16 protein-coding genes and 1 riboswitch are annotated in these 18,324 nt (G+C 71.6%); of the genes, 4 read left to right on the top strand and 12 right to left on the bottom strand.

The window, feature by feature from the left end; all coding sequences use genetic code 11:
• Positions 1 to 67: 67 nt before the first annotated feature.
• A complete protein-coding gene (purD, locus tag ACGFIV_RS01455) occupies positions 68 to 1,300 on the bottom strand; it encodes a phosphoribosylamine--glycine ligase (protein ID WP_358550622.1) in 1,233 nt (410 codons plus the stop codon).
• Between the two features lie 402 nt (positions 1,301 to 1,702).
• On the opposite strand from purD, the gene corA reads away from it, so the two are divergent.
• The 3 genes from corA to ACGFIV_RS01440 all read left to right on the top strand — a co-directional run bounded on the left by corA (position 1,703) and on the right by ACGFIV_RS01440 (position 4,078).
• Entirely contained in the window at positions 1,703 to 2,836 is a 1,134-nt protein-coding gene (gene corA, locus ACGFIV_RS01450; RefSeq protein WP_358550624.1) for a magnesium/cobalt transporter CorA, read from the top strand.
• Positions 2,837 to 3,259: 423 nt separating this feature from the next.
• Entirely contained in the window at positions 3,260 to 3,703 is a 444-nt protein-coding gene (locus ACGFIV_RS01445) for an Hsp20/alpha crystallin family protein (protein WP_392830948.1), read from the top strand.
• A gap of 63 nt (positions 3,704 to 3,766) precedes the next feature.
• Positions 3,767 to 4,078, top strand: coding sequence for a MerR family transcriptional regulator (locus tag ACGFIV_RS01440; protein ID WP_358550628.1), 312 nt, complete (start codon positions 3,767 to 3,769; stop codon positions 4,076 to 4,078).
• Positions 4,079 to 4,225: 147 nt separating this feature from the next.
• Here ACGFIV_RS01440 and ACGFIV_RS01435 read toward each other — a convergent pair whose 3' ends face one another.
• The 7 genes from ACGFIV_RS01435 to ACGFIV_RS01405 form a co-directional block, all read right to left on the bottom strand.
• Positions 4,226 to 4,792: a zinc-binding dehydrogenase gene (locus ACGFIV_RS01435; protein WP_392830945.1), complete on the bottom strand. Its 567-nt coding sequence runs from the start codon at positions 4,790 to 4,792 to the stop codon at positions 4,226 to 4,228.
• 129 nt (positions 4,793 to 4,921) lie between these two features.
• Positions 4,922 to 5,617, bottom strand: coding sequence for a thiaminase II (tenA, locus tag ACGFIV_RS01430; RefSeq protein WP_358550630.1), 696 nt, complete (start codon positions 5,615 to 5,617; stop codon positions 4,922 to 4,924).
• Positions 5,610 to 5,722: riboswitch (TPP riboswitch) on the bottom strand. It overlaps the preceding gene by 8 nt.
• A gap of 47 nt (positions 5,723 to 5,769) precedes the next feature.
• Positions 5,770 to 6,924, bottom strand: coding sequence for an XRE family transcriptional regulator (locus tag ACGFIV_RS01425; protein ID WP_358550632.1), 1,155 nt, complete (start codon positions 6,922 to 6,924; stop codon positions 5,770 to 5,772).
• Positions 6,911 to 7,741: a hypothetical protein gene (locus ACGFIV_RS01420; RefSeq protein ID WP_358550634.1), complete on the bottom strand. Its 831-nt coding sequence runs from the start codon at positions 7,739 to 7,741 to the stop codon at positions 6,911 to 6,913. The genes ACGFIV_RS01425 and ACGFIV_RS01420 overlap by 14 nt, the downstream gene beginning before the upstream one ends.
• A 123-nt stretch (positions 7,742 to 7,864) precedes the next feature.
• Positions 7,865 to 8,779 carry a glycerophosphodiester phosphodiesterase family protein gene (locus ACGFIV_RS01415; RefSeq protein WP_392831112.1) on the bottom strand — a complete coding sequence of 305 codons (915 nt, stop codon included), beginning with the start codon at positions 8,777 to 8,779 and terminating at the stop codon, positions 7,865 to 7,867.
• Between the two features lie 136 nt (positions 8,780 to 8,915).
• Positions 8,916 to 10,199, bottom strand: a complete 1,284-nt coding sequence (locus ACGFIV_RS01410; protein WP_358550638.1) for an adenylosuccinate synthase — start codon at positions 10,197 to 10,199, stop codon at positions 8,916 to 8,918.
• Positions 10,200 to 10,301: 102 nt separating this feature from the next.
• Complete coding sequence (locus ACGFIV_RS01405) at positions 10,302 to 10,721, bottom strand: DUF3151 domain-containing protein (RefSeq protein WP_358550640.1); 420 nt, start codon at positions 10,719 to 10,721, stop codon at positions 10,302 to 10,304.
• Positions 10,722 to 10,848: 127 nt separating this feature from the next.
• Between ACGFIV_RS01405 and ACGFIV_RS01400 the strand changes: the two genes are divergently transcribed.
• Complete coding sequence (locus ACGFIV_RS01400; RefSeq protein ID WP_358550642.1) at positions 10,849 to 11,649, top strand: polysaccharide deacetylase family protein; 801 nt, start codon at positions 10,849 to 10,851, stop codon at positions 11,647 to 11,649.
• Between the two features lie 19 nt (positions 11,650 to 11,668).
• On the opposite strand, the gene ACGFIV_RS01395 is transcribed toward ACGFIV_RS01400, so the two are convergent.
• Genes ACGFIV_RS01395 through ACGFIV_RS01380 form a run of 4 tightly spaced genes read right to left on the bottom strand, consistent with a single transcriptional unit; the run spans position 11,669 to position 18,259 of the window.
• Positions 11,669 to 13,300 carry a glycosyltransferase gene (locus tag ACGFIV_RS01395; RefSeq protein ID WP_392830938.1) on the bottom strand — a complete coding sequence of 544 codons (1,632 nt, stop codon included), beginning with the start codon at positions 13,298 to 13,300 and terminating at the stop codon, positions 11,669 to 11,671.
• Positions 13,297 to 15,330, bottom strand: a complete 2,034-nt coding sequence (locus ACGFIV_RS01390; RefSeq protein WP_392830935.1) for a glycosyltransferase — start codon at positions 15,328 to 15,330, stop codon at positions 13,297 to 13,299. Before ACGFIV_RS01390 ends, ACGFIV_RS01395 begins: the two co-directional genes overlap by 4 nt.
• 43 nt (positions 15,331 to 15,373) lie before the next feature.
• Complete coding sequence (locus tag ACGFIV_RS01385) at positions 15,374 to 16,609, bottom strand: class I SAM-dependent methyltransferase (RefSeq protein ID WP_392830932.1); 1,236 nt, start codon at positions 16,607 to 16,609, stop codon at positions 15,374 to 15,376.
• Between the two features lie 54 nt (positions 16,610 to 16,663).
• Positions 16,664 to 18,259 carry an asparagine synthase-related protein gene (locus ACGFIV_RS01380; protein ID WP_392830930.1) on the bottom strand — a complete coding sequence of 532 codons (1,596 nt, stop codon included), beginning with the start codon at positions 18,257 to 18,259 and terminating at the stop codon, positions 16,664 to 16,666.
• Positions 18,260 to 18,324 lie beyond the last annotated feature (65 nt).

Raw genomic sequence — 18,324 nt, 5'->3', positions numbered from 1 at the left:
ATCGCTCTGCCCACGGCTTATCGCGATCTCCCCGTCCGGCGCTACCTGTTCGCGATCACCGGCGTGGTCACGCCCGTGCGGCGATGTCGGAGCGGTGGTGCGAGCCGCGCAGCCGGATGCGCCCCACCTGCTCGTACGCGGCGGCGCGCGCCGTGGCGATGTCGGGACCGGTGCCGACGACGCTGAGCACCCGCCCGCCCGCCGACACGACCCTGCCCTCCTCGTCGAGCGCGGTACCGGCGTGGATGACGTACGCGTCCTTCACGGAAGGCGCGAGACCCTCGACGCGGTCGCCCTTGACGGGGTCGGCGGGGTAGTTCTCGGCCGCGATGACGACGGTCACCGCCGCGCCGTCGCGGTAGCGCGGCGCGGGCTGCGTGGAAAGGGCGCCGGTCGCACAGGCGTGCAGCAGGCCGGCGAGCGGGGTCTCCAGCCGGTCGAGCACGACCTGGGTCTCCGGGTCGCCGAAGCGCGCGTTGAACTCGATGACCCTCGGCCCCGCCTCGGTCAGCGCCAGGCCGGCGTACAGCACCCCGGTGTACGGTGTGCCGCGCCGCGCGAGCTCGCCCATGGTCGGGAGCACGACCTCGGCCATGACCTGCTCGGTCAGCCCGGCCGGCGCCCACGGCAGCGGCGTGTACGCGCCCATGCCGCCGGTGTTCGGGCCCTCGTCGCCGTCGTAGGCGCGCTTGAAGTCCTGCGCGGGCTGCAGGGGGACGGCGGTCGTGCCGTCGCACAGGGCGAACAGCGACACCTCGGGACCGTCGAGGAACTCCTCCACGACCACGCGCTCGCACGCCGCGGCGTGGGCCAGTGCCTCCGCGCGATCGGAGGTCACCACGACGCCCTTGCCGGCGGCCAGCCCGTCGTCCTTCACGACGTACGGCGGGCCGAACGCGTCGAGCGCCTCCTCGGCCTCCTCGGGCGTCGCGCACACGCGCGCTCCCGCCGTCGGCACGCCGGCGGACATCATGATGTCCTTGGCGAACGCCTTGGACCCCTCGATGCGCGCCGCTTCCTTGGAGGGGCCGAAGCAGGCGATGCCCGCCGCTCGTACGGCGTCGGCGACGCCCGCCACCAGCGGCGCCTCGGGCCCGACGACGACCAGCTCGGCGCCCAGCCGACGGGCCAGCGCCGTGACCTGCTCGGGGTCGGTGGGCACGACGGGATGCGTCGTCGCCACCGAGGTGATGCCGGCGTTGCCGGGAGCACAGTGGAGCTCGGAGACCGCGGGGTCGAGCGCGAGCGCTCGGCACAGGGCATGCTCGCGGCCGCCGGATCCAATCACAAGAACGCGCACCTGGGGAGTCTACGGGTCGGGCCTGGGGTCACCGGACCGCGAGGACGTCCGCGCAGGTGAAAGGCATTCCAGCCACTTCCCGGCGGGCGATGTGCGGCGGGCGAAGGGGAATTGCCGGCTTCCAGATGATCGAGGAATCCGAAGGCCGTGTAGGCTAGGTAATGAAGCCTGGCTGTGGTAAGTTGGGGCAGCTTTGGGCCGTCTCTTAGCGATTGGAGGTGGAATCGGGATGACTTCTGGTGATCCCAGCAGTACGTGCTCGCGCACGTACGTCGTGCGCAAACCCGACCACTCCAATTCGGTGTCCGACTGAGAGCCACGCGCGCCTATTTCCTGTGACGTCTGTCGCACTATTACTTTTTTGCGCGTTGGTTCCGCGAGGTCGGGCGGGAAGGGACCGCCATGCGCTCGTCCACGCTTTTCCAGCGGATCAACCTCCACCCGCGCACCACCCACGTCCGGCTCGGCACCTCGTCGTCGGTGGCCGTGGTGCGCCGCGAGACGATGAACGGCCGTTGCGTGCCGCCCAGTGACTCGCTCGTGGAGTTCGGCGCCTATGTCGCCGGCAAGCGGGTCCGCGTCTCCGGCATTCCGGAGGCCGTCAGCCTCGTCCGCGAGCACAACGCCTCCTCCGAGATCAACGACGCGTACGTCTGGGTCGGGCTGCACGAGCCGGAGGCCCCCGAGGTCGAGTGGCTGGCCGAGGTCTTCGGCCTGCACCCCCTGGCCGTCGAGGACGCCATCAAGGCCCACCAGCGGCCCAAGGTCGAGCGGTACGGCGACTCTCTCTTCGTCGTCCTCAAGACCATCGCCTACCTCGACCACGACGAGCTGACCGCCTCCAGTGAGATCATCGCCACCGGCGAGATCATGGTGTTCGTCGGCCCCGACTTCGTGGTCACCGTGCGCCACGGCGAGCACTGCCCGCTCGCAGAGGTCCGCGAGCGCCTTGAGGACAAGCCCAAGCTGCTGGCAAGGGGCCCGGCGGGCGTGCTCCACGCCATCGCCGACTTCGTCGTCGACAAGTACCTCTGCGTCGCCGACCTGATGCAGGCCGAGCTTGAGGAGGTCGAGGCCGCCGTCTTCGCCGACGTCAGCTCGCGGGACATCGGCCGCATCTACCAGCTCAAGCGCGAGATGATCGAGATGAAGCGCGCGGTGACGCCGCTCCAGACGCCGCTGGGCGCCCTGCCGCAGCGCCGCATGATCCCCTCCGAGATGCGCGAGTACTTCCGTGACGTCGTCGACCACCTCTCCCGGGTCTGCGAGCAGGTGGAGTCGTCGAACGAGCTGTGCAACTCGATCCTGCAGGCCGCGCTCGCCAGGTCCAACGCCCTGGCCAACGAGGACATGCGCAAGATCTCCGCATGGGTGGCCATCATCTCGGTGCCCACGATGATCGCCGGCATCTACGGCATGAACTTCAAGCACATGCCCGAGCTGTCCGCCATGTGGGGCTATCCCCTCGTGATCGGCGTCATGCTCGTCATCTGCTCCCTCCTCTACCGAGGCTTCCGCCGCAACAGCTGGCTCTGACCCTCCGCCGGCAATCCTGAAAGTCACATCGCTTCCGGCAGGCACCGGCGCCGGGCAGCCCGCCGTTGACGCTGCCGACCGCCCCGGGCACGCCCGAGGCGGTGCAGGTGTTCAACAACTACGTGCGCTGCGCTGGGCCGCCGCCTCCGACCGGACGGCCTTCACGTGGAACCGCGAGATCGCTCCCGGGGATGGAGTCACCATCGGCTTCAACGGCACCAGGGCGCCAACCCGGCTCCGACGTCCTTCCAGCTCAACGGTGCCACCTGCCGCTGACCTCCGCCTGCCCCTCCCGCCCCGGAGGGGCACGCGACACGGCTTCTCTCCAATCCCGATTAGGAGTTGCATGCATCGCTAGAGAGAGGTAACCTACAGCTGTAGTTAGAGATTTCTGCTACACCGACAAGCGAGGAGGTTCCGGAGATGCTGTTGACGTCGATCGACCCGTTCGTTCAGGAAGTCGAGCGCCAGTTTGATCGCCTCACCCGTGGCGCCCTCACTTGGGGAGAGGGAAGCGCCCAGGGGGCCATGCCGCTCGACGGCATCCGCAGGAAGGACGACGTGGTCCTGCGCTTCGATCTTCCCGGCATCGACCCCGACTCGATCGAGGTCACCGTCGACCGCGGCGTGCTCACGGTCACCGCCAGCCGCCATGAGGAGCTGTCGGAGGACGATCGGCTGTTCGTGCGCGAGCGCGTCATGGGCACCTTCACCCGGCGCGTCTACCTCTCCGAGCACCTCGACATCGACCGCGTCGACGCCGCCTACCACAACGGGGTGCTGCAGATCCGCATCCCCGTGCTGGAGAAGGCCAAGCCACGCAAGGTCGAGATCCAGCGCGGCGACACCAGGGCGATCCGCCCGTGAGGTGACCGCGAGCGATGGGCCGGTGCCGCTACGGGCGCCGGCCCGTTCACCATGGAGGCACACATGTCCAGGTTGCCCATCGACGACAACCACGCCCCGCTGTACTCCATGGGCCAGGTCGCCGGCATGCTCGACGTCCAGCAGGCCTTTCTGCGCCGCCTCGACGAGTTCGAAGTGGTCCGCCCGCAGCGCTCCTCGGGCGGCCAGCGCCGCTACTCGCGCGCCGACATCAACCGTGTCCAGTACGTCGCGGAGCTGACCGGGGAAGGCATGACGCTGATCGCGATCCGCCGCATCCTGGAGCTGGAACAGCAGGTGAAGGCACTGAAGAAGGAGCTGGAGGCGACACGCCGGCTCCTGCCTCCCAAGGAATGAAACCTGGAAAGGCATCGGTGGGCCGCCCGATCACCACGTGTGACGGGCGGTCCTCCGTGGTGGTGTGGGTGGCGGTCATGGCGGTTCCTCGTGTTTCGGGTGGGGGAGGCAAGCGCGTTCGGCCGGTGGCTGTGGCAGGGACGCGCGCTACGGGGTCAGCACGATCTTTCCGGCGACGGTGCCGGACTCGGCCAGCCGCAGAGCGTCGGCGATGCGGGTGAGCGGCAGCCGCGCGGCGATCTGGGCGGTGACCTCACCGCGCTGGAGTGCTGCGAAGACCTTGGTGAGGTCGGCGCGCAGCCGGGACCTGAACCGGTTCTTGGCCAGGGCCCGCCCGGCCCAGACGTTGAAGAAGTAGGCGCGGCGGCCGTTGGGCAGCACGTTCCACAGCCACACCCGGCCGAGCAGCTTGAGCACGGGCCACTGCTTGGACCCCTTGTCGTCCCGGGTGGAGGCGCTGCCGTAGGAGACGAGCGTGCCGCCGGGCGCGAGCAGGCGCCAGGAGTCGACGACGCCCGGCCCCCGACGTGGTCGAAGACGGCGTCCACCCCGCCGGGGGCGAGCTCGCGGACGCGCGCGGCGACGTCCCCGGTGCGGTAGTCGACCGGAAGGACGCCGCGCTCCCGCAGGGCTCTTCAGGATGTAGCTGTCCCGGATGTGGAAGTCGACCCCGCCCTGCTGTTCACCGCCGAACTGGACGACCTCCCGGCCCACTGACCACACCCCTACCAGAACGGGCCCGTGCACGGTTACCACGCCCACCCGATGCGCCGCCTCCGGACCGATCCGGGCGCTTCTTGCCAGGGTGCCCCGTCCTTCTGGAGGGCGCCCGCGCTGTCCCTGTCAGATGGGCCAGGACTCCTGGTGCCAGGCGGCGTTCCAGAACATCCACTCGTAGCGGGATGTGGTGACGAAGTGTTCCCGGGCTCGCAGGCGCTGGCGCTGGGTGGCCTCTTCCCCGGCCCGGTCGGTCAGGGCCACCACTCGGCGGACGACGCTCTGGAAGGCCTCGTCGCCGTAGGTGGCGATCCAGCGCCGGTAGAGAGGGTCGGGAGACGACTTGGCCAGCAGCGCCTCGCCGACGCGGGCGTAGATCCAGTAGCACGGCAGCACCGCCGCGAGGCCGTCGAGGAACGACCCGCCGTACACCGTGGCCAGCAGGTAGCTCGTGTACGCCCGGGTGGTCGGGCCCACCGGTAGGTCCGCGGCCTGTGCCGGGGAACCGCCGAGCTGGGCCATGAACTCCGCGTGCATCTCCTGCTCCGCCGCGATCGCTCCCACCGCGTCGCCCGCGAAGGCCCGTACGTCGTCCTCGGTCGGCGCCTTGGCCGCGCACAGGGCCAGTGCCCGCGCGTATTCCCGCAGGTAGTGGGAGTCCTGCACCACGAAGTGCCGGAAGGCCTCACGCGGCAGGGTGCCGTCGACCAGCCCGGTGATGAACGGATGGTCCAGGATCGCGGTGTAGATCGGCTCGATGGCCTCCCACAGCTCCTCGCTGTACGGGCGCGCATGCGAAACGGCCGGCTCGAACGTCGTCATCGGAACAGACTCCCTACGCCGGCATGACCCGGTCAGGTTCGAGCGGTCTGCGGCCGCTCCGGCCGCACTCTCAGCCCGGTGCGCCGGACTCCCGCGATGTCGTGGTCGAGGCTAACGCACCCCCTTGCCGCGACGGTTCAGGGGGATCGCCATCAGGGGACGATCACCAATTTGGGGCGTTGGTCGCGGATGCCGAGTAGCTCTCTTACGCGGGGGAGCGGCCAGGCGAGCTGGGTGGCGAGCCTCGCCATGGTGAGGTCGGTCTCCGCCGACGCCAGGTCGAAGGCCTGCCGCAGGAGGACCGGGTGCTCTCCCGGGTAGCCGGTGATGGGCTCGCCGGCGAAGCCCGGCTGGTCGCGGAGGGCGCCGAGCCGCTGGTACGCCCGGCTGGCCGAGGAATCGGAGAGCAGGCCGACCTCGCGGCAGCGGTAGAGCAGTGAGCTGATCGAGACGCCCCACACGTGCTTGAGCTCGGCCAGCCGCCGCAGGTCGAGGCGCCGGGGGAGCTCGGGCAGGATGCTGTCGCGCGGGGTGAGGAACTCGGCCGCGAACGTGTCGGCCTCGCGCTCCTGCTGGACGTCCCCGGCGGCGGTGTCGCCGTGGAGGACGAGATGGCCCAGCTCGTGGGCGGCGGTGAAGCGGTAGCGGTGGATGTCGTCGAAGCGGTTGGCGGTCAGCACGACGATCGGCCGGGGCAGTTGCGAGGTCGAGAAGGCGTCGACGGTGGTGGCGTCCTCGTCGGGCGGGGGGAGCACCACGACGATGCCGTGGGCCTCCATGTGGCGGACGAGATGCGAGATCGGCCCTGTGCCGAGCCCCCAGTGCCGTCGCAGCTCGCGGGCGGCGGCGGCCGGGTCGCGGGGCAGCTCCACCCCCGAGTGGACCTCGCCGCCGGAGAACCCCGGAAGGTCGACGTGCGGCAGCCGTACGCGCTTCTCCAGCGCGTGGGTCAGCTCCCAGACCTGCTCGACGAACGCGACGGCCTTGGCCCGCTGGTGGACGCGGGTGGAGCGCAGGCTGCGGAAGTGGGCCATGGACCCGTCGAGCTTGGCGTGCGGCCGGCCCGACAGGAAGAACGCCAGGGGGACGCCGAGGGCGCCCGCCAGGCGCGGGATGAGGTCGGGCCTGGGGTGGGTCATGCCCGTCTCGTACTGCCCGACGGCCGCCGGGGTGACCCCCACCCGCTCGGCGAGGTCCTTCTTGGTCATGCCCGCCAGCCGTCGCGCCTGGGTCAGCCGCGCCTGGTCGAAGCCGTCGGCCACCGCCTGCGGAGTCGGTCTCCCACGGTCGGTCTTACGGTCGCTCATCGGCGTCGGCGATCGGCTGGTCGTCGGTGGGCTCGCTGTTCACGGGGAAGATCATCGCATTCCGGCGCTCGACCGCGGGACGGCGGACGAGGGTGAGGTCGGGCTCGGCGCCGCGGTCGAAGCGCTCGGCCACGTCGGGCTCGGCCACCGGCAGGCCCTGCGACACCCACGGCAGCGCGGTGAGCAGGGGGATCTGCTCGCAGTGGAGCCAGTGGATCCGGCCCATGTCGTCGATCAGCTCGGCCTCGCCCCAGTAGAGCTTCAACAGGCTGGCCTGGGCGTTCGCGGCGTAGGCGACCGGGATCAGGCGCGTGTCGGCGGGGAGCTGCGCGAGGAGGGGCCGCGCCGCGGTCAGCTCGTCGAGCTGGGCGTCCTCGTCGTCGCTCGCGAGCGCGAGGTCGAGCACCTCCTGGTGGTAGGTGGTCGTGGGGCCGAAGCGGGTGAAAAGCTCGCGGACGAGCGCGGAGACCCGCCCGTCGCTGACCCGCGCCTCGGTGATCGGCGTGGTGTCGTCCTCGGCGTAGCGGAAGGGCAGGAGCAGGTTGCCGTTGAGCACGACCAGGTGGTGGGGCGAGCCGTACGGCCTGACCACCTGGAACCCCGGGTCGTTCTTGAAGCCGTCGACCAGGGCCTCGTAGCGGCGGGCCATCAGGGTGGAGCCGTACGCGTACCGTTTGTCGCTTCTCGATGACTTCTGGGCGTCCTGGGCGTTCCCCGCGGCCTCCAGGAGGGACGCGGCGAGCTGCCCCCGGACGGACGCGGCGCGCTCCCCGAACCGCTCGGCCGCCCAGCTCGAAATCTGTGGCTCCCCGTGCATTGGTGACCTCCCGTACGCGGCGTCCTGACACCAGGTGATCGATGCTGCCACTTCAGTTCTTCGCACAATACTCCCGCGAGCACTCCAGTTGATGTTGTGACTCGCCGGAAAGGGGCAGAAGTGTCAGGCGGGCGCGTGGCGGAGGGCGGCGGCGGGCTCGGGGAGGGGGAGGCCGCGCTGGGCCCAGAGCTCGCGCATCCGGTCGGGGTAGTCGGTGACGATACCCGCGACTCCGAGGTCGATCATCAGGGACGCCTCCTCGACGTCGTTGACCGTCCACACCGCGACGGGAAGCCCCGCCTTCGCCGCCCGGGCCATCAGCTCCTCGCCGACCAGCACCCGGTCGGGGGACAGCGTGGTGGCCCCGATCGAGGCCGCCGCGGCGGCGATGTCGCCACCGAAGTCCTCCTTGTAGCGGAGGCCGAGCCATTCGGGATCGAGCGTCGCCTTCTCGACCAGGGCGTAGCGCGTGGCCACGAGATCGCGGGCGACGCGCAGGACGCGCCAGTCGAAGCTGAGGATCGCCGCGCCGTCCAGCCGGTCGTGCCGGTCGAGCTCCGCCACGACCAGCTCGGTCAGCCGCCGGGGGTCGGCCGAGAGGTCGGGCCGGGTCGGGTCGGACTTCAGCTCGACGTTCAGCCGCACGCCGTCGGCGCCGTACGCGCTCACCAGCCCGAGCACGGCGCCGAGCGTGGGCATGCGCGTGCCGGGGATCGGGACCTGCGTGCGGACGAAGCGGTCGGCCTCGCCCTTCGGATGGCGCACCCCGACGTCGAGCGTGCGCAACTGGGCGAGCGACAGGGAGCGGATGGGCTTGCCGACGTAGGGGAACGCGGGGTCCCCCGGCGTCGCAGGCACGGTGTCCGCGCTGGTCACGGCCGACACGGTCAGATCATGGGTGAGCACGAGCTGCCCGTCGGCGGTCAGCGCGACGTCGAACTCGATCGCGTGGACGCCGAGCTCAAGCGTGTAGGCCATGCCCGGGAGGGTGTTCTCCGGGCGTAGGCCCCGTGCCCCCCGGTGGCCGTGTATCTCCACCTGCACAATGGCGCACCCTATCGCTCACCTGCCTCGACCGCGTCCAGGCGGGGGCCGCGCTCCTCGCCGGCCTCTCGCTCCGACCCCTGCGGCAGCGACGGGACGGGCCGTCCGCGGCCCGGACGGCCCGCTCGCCTCAGACCAGGGGACGCAGGGAGAGGGTCTGGGTGCGGCCGGGGCCGACGCCGATGGCGGAGATGGGCGCACCGCTCAGCTCCTCCAGGGCCCTCACGTAGTCCTGGGCGTTCTTCGGCAGGTCGTCGAAGGACTTCGCCTCGGTGATGTCCTCCTGCCAGCCGGGCAGCTCCTCGTAGATCGGCTTGGCGTGGTGGAAGTCGGTCTGGGTCATCGGGATCTCGTCGTGGCGCACCCCGTCGACCTCGTACGCGACGCAGACCGGGATCCGCTCCAGGCCGGACAGCACGTCGAGCTTGGTGAGGAAGAAATCGGTCACGCCGTTGATCCGGGTGGCGTACCTGGCGATGATCGCGTCGAACCACCCGCAGCGGCGGTTGCGGCCGGTCGTCACGCCGTACTCGCCGCCGGTCGTGCGCAGCCAGTCGCCCATCTCGTCGGTGAGCTCGGTCGGGAACGGGCCCGAGCCGACGCGCGTGGTGTACGCCTTCAGGATGCCGATCACCCGGGTGAGCCGGGTCGGCGGGATGCCCGAGCCGACGCACGCGCCGCCCGACGTCGGCGAGGAGGACGTCACGAAGGGGTAGGTGCCGTGGTCGATGTCGAGCAGGTTGCCCTGGCCGCCCTCCAGCAGCACGACCTTGTGGTCGTCCAGCGCCTTGTTGAGGATCAGGGAGGTGTCGGCGATGTGCGGCTTGAGCCGCTCGGCGTACCCGAGGTACTCCTCAAGGACCTTCGCCGGGTCGATGCCCCTGCGGTTGTAGACCTTGGTCAGCACCTGGTTCTTCTCGTTCAGCGCGACCTCGATCTTCTTGCCGAGGATGCCCGGGTCGAGCAGGTCCTGCACCCGCACGCCCATGCGCGCGATCTTGTCGCCGTACGCGGGGCCGATGCCGCGTCCCGTGGTGCCGATGCGGGCCTTGCCGAGGTAGCGCTCGGTGACCTTGTCGAGCGCCTTGTGGTGGGGCATGATCAAGTGCGCGCTCGCCGAGATCAGCAGCCGGTCGCACGAGATGCCGCGTTCCTTCAGCCCGTCGATCTCCGCGAGGAGCACCCCGGGGTCGATCACGACGCCGTTGCCGATCACGGGGACGACGTCCGGCGACAGCACGCCGGTCGGCAGCAGGTGGAGCGCGTACTTCTGGTCACCGATGACGACGGTGTGGCCCGCGTTGTTGCCCCCCTGGTAGCGGACGACATAGTCGACCTGGCCGCCCAGAAGGTCGGTGGCCTTACCCTTGCCCTCATCGCCCCACTGGGCGCCCACAAGAACGACAGCCGGCATGGTTAACTCCCGCGCAACAAAAACGAAACCCCTGGCGCAAGTGCGACAGGGGCTCTTGCGTTGAGAGACTACCCGAGCAGGCTCATGCCGCCCAAGCGCGGCTTACTGGGAACTGAGCACCTTTACCGCTTCTGGGCTGCTATCACGGAGGAACTGGGCGCATCTCTCGGCCTCGTCCTTCTCGCCGATCGCCTGGGCGGCCCGCCCGAGCGCGTTGAGACAGCGGAGGAACCCCCTGTTGGGCTCGTGCTCCCAGGGGATGGGGCCGTGACCCTTCCAGCCCGCGCGCCGCAGCTGGTCGAGGCCCCGATGATAGCCGGTGCGGGCGAAGGCGTAGGAGGTCACCGCGTGCCCGGCGGCGAAGTATTCGTCGGCGAGCGCCGCCCAGGCCGCCGTATAGGCGGGGAAGCGCGCGGCGACGTCACTGGCCTTGGCGCCGGACTCCAGGGCCTCTCTGGCCTCCGGGCTGTCCGGAAGCTGGGTGGGCGGTGGCCCGGAGAGAAGGTTCTCGTGCGTTTCCATGAGCACAGTCTTACCTGTGTTCCGCCTGTCTGGTCATACTCCCTTCTGCGATACGTGCTGAAAGCCGAAAATTGTCCGATACGGTGACCCGGTTGCGTGTGCGAGGACTCACAAAGGAGCAGAGGAAGTGACCCTCTCAGCCTCCCGGTGCGTCGCCGTGGCACTGGCCGGGCTGCTGGCGCTGGTGGCGGCCTGTGGCGGGGAAGCCCACCGGAACCCTCCGAACGCGGCCAAGACGGTCGTGTCCCTGACCTTCGACGACGCCTGGGCCACCCAGGCGGTCGCGGGTGATCTTCTACGCGAGCACCATCTGGTTGGCACGTTCTACATCAACAGCGACTTCCTCGGCAGGCCCAAGCGGCTCACGAAGGCGCAGGTGGACGGGCTGGCCGCCGCGGGCAACGAGATCGGCGGCCACACCCTCACCCACCCCCGCCTGCCGACCCTCTCCAAGGCCGCGAAACGCCGGGAGATCTGCGGCGACCGCCGCGCCCTGCTGGCCATGGGGTACAAGCCGCGCTCGTTCGCCTACCCGTACGGCATGTTCGACCCCGCGACCGTCGCCGTCGTCCAGAGCTGCGGGTACAACAGCGCGCGAAGGTCGGGCGGCATCGCCCCGCCGAGCGACGCCTGCCCGAAGTGCGCCCGGTTCGAGGACGTCAAAACGATGGACGCCTACCACCTGCGCACCCTGCCGGCCGTACGGCGGTCGGTGACGCTCGACGTCCTCAAGTCCTACGTGCTCCAGGCGGAGCAGCGCGGGGGCGGCCTGGTGACCTACCAGTTCCACAACGTGTGCGACACGTGTGACGAGTTCGGCGTGAGTCCGCGGGTGCTCGACGACTTCCTGGGCTGGATCGCGGGCAGCGGGGTCTCCGTCCGCCTGTTCGGCGACATCGTCGGCGGAGACCTCCGCCCCGTCCCCTAGGCGCCCCGCACGGCCCCGCTCAGCGCAGGCGTCTGAGCAGGGCTTTCGGGCCTGCCTGGCGGGGCGGCTTCGCCGGGGAGTCCGCGGCCTCGCGGGCGGCGGCCTCGCTGTTCAGGGCGGCGAGCTGGTCGGTGAGACGGGCGTTCTCCGCCCGCAGCCTGGCCACCTCCCGCTTGAGGGCCGGGTCCTCGCTCTTGCCGCGCCGGGGAGGCTCGGCCTCGGCCGCCGGAAGGAACCCCATGGTCCCGCCGTCGAGCCATTGCGTGCCGTACACGTCGTGGACGGCGTCGTCCAGGGGCTCACCCTCGGCGCGCACCAGCGAGGCCCTGGCGAAGGCGCCGGTGTGTTCGAGGCGGGCCGTGATCACCTCGTCCACCTCGTCGAGGGCGATGTCGACCAGCCCGTACCCGTGCTCGACCGCGAGATCCACCACCCGCCGCAGCGTCTCCTGGCCCGGCACCCACCCGGCGGGGCAGAGCATGCGGAACGACGAGGGCGCCGCCGTGGCGGGCACGTGCTCGGCGTACCGGACCCGGGGGTCGCCTCGGTAGAGCCCGCGAAGGAGCAGCAGGTCGAGGTCGGGGCTGTCCAGCGGGTTGCGCCTGTCCTGCCGCAGCGAGTCCCACGGTCCGACGAGCGTGATCTGGATGTCGTTCAGCGAACTGGCGAGGAAGCCGTCGACCGTCGCCCTGGTGTCCTCGTACGACGCCCCCTCGGCCTCGACGACCACCTCGGCGTAGGGCACCAGCCACTGCCGGCGCGGGTGGGCGCGCAGCCACCGCATCTGCGGGATGTGGTCGGGCACGAAGACCTGGTTGTACCGCCTGACCTGCTCCCCGTCGCGCATCATCATCGAGGTGCCGAGATGGCGGCTGCGGGCCTCGGGCGCCAGCACGAACGCGGCGCCCGCCTGGGCGAGCCGGTAGCCCAGCTCGGTGTCCTCACCGAGGACGAGCCCGGTGTCCAGCGGCCCGGCCTCGCGCAGCAGCCGGGCGTTCACAGAAGCGGCGTTGGTCACGTGGACGCGGTACGCCGAGTCGCCGGCCGTGCGGAGCCCGTCGGTGCGCTCGGCCAGGTCGACGATCCAGGTGTGCGGCTCGCTCGCCGCCTCGTCGAAGAGCTTGTCCGCGGCGCCCGCCGAGACAGCCGCGTGCACGTCCGCCGGCGTCGGGGTGCCCGGCCGGTGGTCGACGAACCGCACGTAGCCCATCACCACCAGGTATCCGGCGAGGTGGTGCCAGCGCATGTGCGCCTCGACCTCGTCGTGGAAGGTGACCATGTCGGCGTCCAGCCAGTGGACGACGTCGCCCCCGGCCAGCGCCAGCCCGGCGTTGCGGGCGTCGGACCGGCCGCGCGAGCCCGGTTCCGTGGTGATCAGCCGGGTGTTCTCGGGGACGATCTCGGGGAGGCGGAGGGCGGGGACGGTCCCGTCGTCGACGACCACGACCTCCATCAGGTGCCGGGGGTAGCTCTGGGCGGCGAGGGCGGCGAGGGTCAGGTCGAGCTTGTCCTGGTGGCCGTAGGCCGCGATCACCACGCTGACCGACAGCCGGGGCTGCCAGGTCCCGATCGCCGGCGGCCTCAGCACCCCGTAGTCGTTGTGCCGGATCCTCGGCTGAGCCGGCGCCCTGTGCTCGGTCGGCTGTGTCACTGTTCCAACTCCATCAATCTGCTGGGCCGAAATCCCCGCCACTGGTCCTTGGCCCTGGCCAGGAAGTAGCCGACCGGCTCCTGCCAGGTGTGCATGCCTCTCGCCGCCCTGCGCGCGACGAAACCCAGGCCGTGCGCCCGGTATATCGCACCGCCGGCTCTGAGCAGGTCCTGGAAGAACTGGACGTCCACGGAGCGCGCCACCGGCCTGAAGCCGCCGAGGGCCTCGAAGGCCGAACGAGCCACCACGAACGTGCCGCCCGCCACGTGGTTCGACATCGTCTCGCTGGACCAGTCGCGGCGGATGGTCACGTCGATCGTCTGCAGGTAGAAGAACTCCGAGGCCGCGCCCACCAGTTCGGCCCCCGAGTACGACTGGGCGAGCATCATGTCGGCCAGGTGATCGGGGCCGTACCAGTCGTCGTCGTCCCACTTGCTGAGGAACGAGCCGGTCGCGCGCCCCGCCGCCTGGTTGAGCACGATGCCGAACGGCAGCTTCGCGTCCGCCTCCACGACCGTGATCGGCCGGTCGAAGGCCGCGATCGCCCGCGCCACCTCGGGACTGGACGCGGACACCCCGTGCAGCGTGAGCACGACCTCAAGGTCCACCCCGCGCTGCCTCGCGATCTGTCCGAGCGCGAAGGGCACGAGGTCACCGCGCCGGGTACACATGATGACGGAGATCGTCGGCTCCGCGGGCAGGGCGATCCCGGCCCGCGCGGAGAGCGAGCGCCATCGGGCCACGGTCCCGTGGGTCGCGAGGGCCAGCCGCCGCAGCCGTACGCTGTGCTCCTCCCGGCGCAGGGCGTCGGCGAGTTCGTGCTCGGTCGCGGCGCTCAGCCGCGCCGCCAGCCCCGGCCCGAGCGCCCGCGCCGCCCAGGCGGGGGGCGGGCCGGACAGCAGGGGCACCCCCGCCGCGGCGAGACCGGCCACGGCGCGGACGGCGGCGATCGGCCCGGTGTGGGCGGGCCGCCAGGCGACGCGGATCCCGCGCAGGCGCCGCAGGCGGGCGGCGTCGGCGTCGGTCACTCCTCCGGACGCGGCCAGGCGTACGAGCGTCCGGCCCTCGGCCCTGACCTCCCAGCGGCCGTCGTGCTGGGCGAGGTCGGCCACCTCGCCCGCCGGTGACTTGAGGAAGCCGCGCGGGTTGACCGACCGTTCGTCGACAGGAGGCACGGCGTCGGGGTCGAAGGCAGCGTCCCGCAGCGCCTGGTAGCCGCCGGGCGAGCCGAAGCGCTCCCAGGTGGCGTCCGCGAGACGGTCCACGGCCGGAACCCGGCCGTCGGTCCAGGAAGCCCTCGCCTCGGGTGCCGTCACGTCCGGCGCGGTCGCCTCGGGTGCCGTCGCCTCGGGTGCCGTCACGTCGGGTGCCGTCGGGTCGGGGGAGACGGCCGGTGGCGGGGCGGCCGGTACGGCCCGGATGGCCAGGTCGGCGGTGGGCACGTCGGAGCGGTCGGGGAGGGGGCCACGCCCGTCCGAGAAGGTCACGTTGGGGTCGCCGGGCCGCCAGCCTGCGAGCCCGGAGCCGGCCAGCCCGGCCATGGGGAGCGCGTACCCGCTCAGATGGTGGCCGCCGAAGCTCCTCGCCACGGCCGCCGCGACCTCCCCGGCGGGCTGCGGCTGGGTGAAGCGCGCCTTGACCCGCCAGCCGGTGCGGCCGTACCGGCTGACTCCCACGTCGCGCAGGAAGCGCCGGCCGAGGCCGGGCGACAGCGGGACGCCAGGCGCGTCGCACCACGGCGGCGCGTCGACGACGATCACGCCGATCCAGGGGGCCGCTGGGAGCGCTCCCCCCAGCGTGACCGCCCGGCGCAGGTCGGTGGGGGTCCCGGCTACCACGACGACGGCCGAGGGATCGGACATGACCCACGGCTCGGGGCCCATGCCGTCCATGTCCGCCACCTCGAAGGCCACGCCGGGGAACAGGCCGTCCAGGTCGCCGGCGTCCACCCCGGCGACGGCCACGGCGACCTTCCCGCCCGCCCTGCTCAGCTCGGCGGTCATCCCGGCCGGCACGAGCGCGGCCGTCATCCCGGCCTCCGCTCGGTCGACCGGGCCAGGACGGGTCGGCACCTCATACGGCGCTCCGCCTGAGGACCATCGCGCCCTTCTCGGCGGGGTGGGCCGTGCCGGCCAGCTCGGGATACTCCAGGAGCCAGCGGTCGGCCACCTCGCGCTCGCCCGGGCGGTTCGTGTCGTCCAGGACGATCCACGCGTCGGCGGCGCAGTGCGGCAGCAGCACGGGCACGGCCGGGTAGCGCACCAGCTGGGCGGTGGCTCCCGGAGGCCCGTCCACGAAGACGAGCCCGATGTCGCTCAGATCCGCGACGGCCCGGGGGTCGTACCAGGGAATGGTCTCGGCGCCGTCGCCCGGCGGGGTCCAGGAGGTGAGCGGCGCGTGGCGGATCTCGACGACGTCCTGCAGCCCGTGGGCGAGGACGAGGTCCCTCGACGCTTCGGCGAACCGCTCGTCGTGTTCCAGGGCGACGACCCGGCCGCCGCCGAAACGCTGGACGGCGTAGCCGAGCCAGACGCTGGAAGAACCGCTGCCGCACTCCACGACGACCTTGGCAGGATCCACCGCGATCCGCTCGATGAGCAGGCGAAGCACGTCCGGGGAGGCCGCCCAGCCGCGGAGGCGGGGCAGCGGGGCGCGGGGCTGGAGCAGCGCCCGGATGTCGATGAGCGCTTCGAGCTGCGCGTAGTTCTGGCGCGCCGACTTCGCCAGGTCGGCCTGGCCTTCGCGGACCGTACCGCCGAGGGCGTCCAGCCGTTCGGCGAGGTCGCGTAGGCCCTGGACGGCGGTGCCGGTGAGGCCGGTCAACTGCTCGTGGTCGTGGCGGAGCTTGCGCAGGTCGTCGAGGTCGTCGGCGCTCTGCCTGACGGTGGCGTCGACCCGGGCGACGGCGCTCGCGAGCTGGGCGAGCCGGTCGGTCTGCGCGGTGAGCTCCATACGGTCCTCGCCGAGCGCCGAGAGCAGGACGCGCGCCTGGTGGCGGCCGGCGTCCTCAAGGCGGCCTGGCAGCCCTTCGAGCTCGGTCGCGAGCTGGGCGAGGGCCTGCTCGGTCCTCGCGAGCGCGGCGTCCTGGCGCTTGGTCCGCGCGTCGATTCGCAGGGCCTTGCCGTCGGTCCTGCGCCCGTCCGCGACGATCATGGCCGCCATGGCCAGGATCGCGAAGGACAGGGCGATCTGGACGGCCGAGGCAGGTTCCACGATTCCCGCAGCGGACAGCAGCACCAGAGCGATCACCGCGAGGCCCGTGAGGACGGCGCCGATGATCAGCAGTAGGCGTGGGGGTAATGCCCGCATTCTTACCCTTTCTGGACTTATTCGGTCAGGCAGGGGTTCCAGAGTAATCACTGGTCACGTGAGGGGCTCCCAGCTGAGACGGGAGCGATACTCGTCCTGCCAGCGAGCGAGCATGCTCGCCCACTGGAGTACGTAGAGGGGCCCTGACCATCGGGTCTGCCGCGCGCGCAGTTCGGGGTCGCGCAGCGCCGCAAGCAGGCGGGGGCCGAGCAGCGCGCACACCTCGTCGCTGCCGGCGATGCTCTCGGCCAGCGAGGCCAGCGCGGCCGGGCTGGTCTTGCGCTGCGGGCCCGGCTCAGGCCGCTCGCCGGGATCGTTGGTCGAGGGCAGCCGGGCCACGTCCGGCGCGCCGTGATCGAGCATCGCCCGATAGTAGGCGTTCCCCTCGTGCGCGCTGAGCGGCACGCGGAGGGCGCCGGCGATCACATCGGGGTCGGCGAACGGCAGCCAGACCTCCGCCTCGGGCCCGAGCATCCAGTTCGGCGAGCTGAAGATCCCCCGGTACCGGGTGAGGAGCCGCGCGAGCATCGGCATGGCGTGATGCCCCTCGGCCGGCTTTGTCACCCGGTCGAACGCCGAGAGGCTGAGGTCGGCGATCGTCTCGCCCGCACCCGGCGCCCAGACCTCCCGCTGCCGGGGGAAGTGCGTCGACAGGGCCTTCCAGGTGATCGTGCGCGCCTGCGCCGGGTCGGCGGCCCGGGCGACCTCGGGATGGTCCGCGCGGGTCCGCAGCAGGCCGTCCCCGAGGCACCCGTCGATCAGCGGCGCCCGCAGGCGGTGAACCGCCCGGGCGTACGGCATGGCCCAGCCGTGGTGCAGGGTCTGGTACTGGGTGCGGCGCCACACCTGGCGGTGATCTTCGAGCCATGCCTCGGGCCCCGGCCTGACCACGTGGTGCGGCACGCCCAGCGCCGCCGCGACCGTCCCGGCGTGGGCGATGTCCAGGTCGAGGCCGTCGTCGGTGCTGGTGGTCCACGCCTCGACCTGGCTCCCGGGACGGCGTACGGCGAGCGCCGCGAGCAGCCGGGAGTCCCAGCCTCCGCTGAGCCCGATCGCCACCGGCCCCGCGCGGTCCGGGATCCGGTCGGCGAGGAGGTCGACCATTTCCTCGGGAGCGGGCGGCTTGTCCGGTTCGGCGGCGATCCAGGAGGGCTCGAACCGCTCCCGCCGCAGTCGCTCCGGCCCCCCACGAGGGCCGGTCGCGCGCCAGGCGGTGGCGGCCTCCAGGTGCCTGATCTCGGAGAACGGCGTCTCGTCCCCGATCGGCGTCGTCATCACCAGCAGGTTCGCCCAGGCCGACCAGTCCACGTGGAGAGGGCCGTCGTCCAGCGCGACGAGGGGGTCGACGCGGGCGGAGAAGTAGAGGGCGTCCCCCAGCGGACGGATGTTCAGATCGTTCAGGCCGAGGGCGTCGGTGTGCAGGACGGCGCCTTCGTGGTCGACGACCAGCCCGGCGGCCAGGCGGCGCTCGGCGGCGTCCTGCCAGGAGTGCGGCTGGGGCGCGCCGCCCGCCGCGGCCCACCACAGATAGCCGGAGCGAGGTCCCGCCGACCAGTTCTCCGGCTCGCCCGTCGACCACAGGGCGGCCATGGGGGAACGGTGCACCTCGTCGAGCCCCTGTGGCGAGGCCGACAGCAGCCGTTCCGCCACGCGTGCATCCCACTTCCCGATGGCACCGCACACATAAGGTCGCGCTCGGTAGGAGATGAACATTT

Origin of the sequence: Sphaerisporangium sp. NPDC049003 (assembly GCF_043197795.1) — a bacterium.
In the GTDB taxonomy this organism is placed as follows: Bacteria; Actinomycetota; Actinomycetes; order Streptosporangiales; family Streptosporangiaceae; genus Sphaerisporangium.
Note: the sequence above shows the minus strand (reverse complement) of the source record. Positions and strands in the feature narration are given on the sequence as shown.

What these genes read in the sequence shown, in the direction of transcription:
- ACGFIV_RS01445 (WP_392830948.1), top strand. Translation starts at nt 3,260, where the DNA reads ATGCTGTTGACGTCGATCGACCCGTTCGTTCAGGAAGTCGAGCGCCAG.
- ACGFIV_RS01390 (WP_392830935.1), bottom strand. Translation starts at nt 15,330, where the DNA reads ATGACGGCCGCGCTCGTGCCGGCCGGGATGACCGCCGAGCTGAGCAGG.
- ACGFIV_RS01410 (WP_358550638.1), bottom strand. Translation starts at nt 10,199, where the DNA reads ATGCCGGCTGTCGTTCTTGTGGGCGCCCAGTGGGGCGATGAGGGCAAG.
- ACGFIV_RS01385 (WP_392830932.1), bottom strand. Translation starts at nt 16,609, where the DNA reads ATGCGGGCATTACCCCCACGCCTACTGCTGATCATCGGCGCCGTCCTC.
- ACGFIV_RS01405 (WP_358550640.1), bottom strand. Translation starts at nt 10,721, where the DNA reads ATGGAAACGCACGAGAACCTTCTCTCCGGGCCACCGCCCACCCAGCTT.
- tenA (WP_358550630.1), bottom strand. Translation starts at nt 5,617, where the DNA reads ATGACGACGTTCGAGCCGGCCGTTTCGCATGCGCGCCCGTACAGCGAG.
- ACGFIV_RS01420 (WP_358550634.1), bottom strand. Translation starts at nt 7,741, where the DNA reads ATGCACGGGGAGCCACAGATTTCGAGCTGGGCGGCCGAGCGGTTCGGG.
- corA (WP_358550624.1), top strand. Translation starts at nt 1,703, where the DNA reads ATGCGCTCGTCCACGCTTTTCCAGCGGATCAACCTCCACCCGCGCACC.
- ACGFIV_RS01440 (WP_358550628.1), top strand. Translation starts at nt 3,767, where the DNA reads ATGTCCAGGTTGCCCATCGACGACAACCACGCCCCGCTGTACTCCATG.
- ACGFIV_RS01425 (WP_358550632.1), bottom strand. Translation starts at nt 6,924, where the DNA reads ATGAGCGACCGTAAGACCGACCGTGGGAGACCGACTCCGCAGGCGGTG.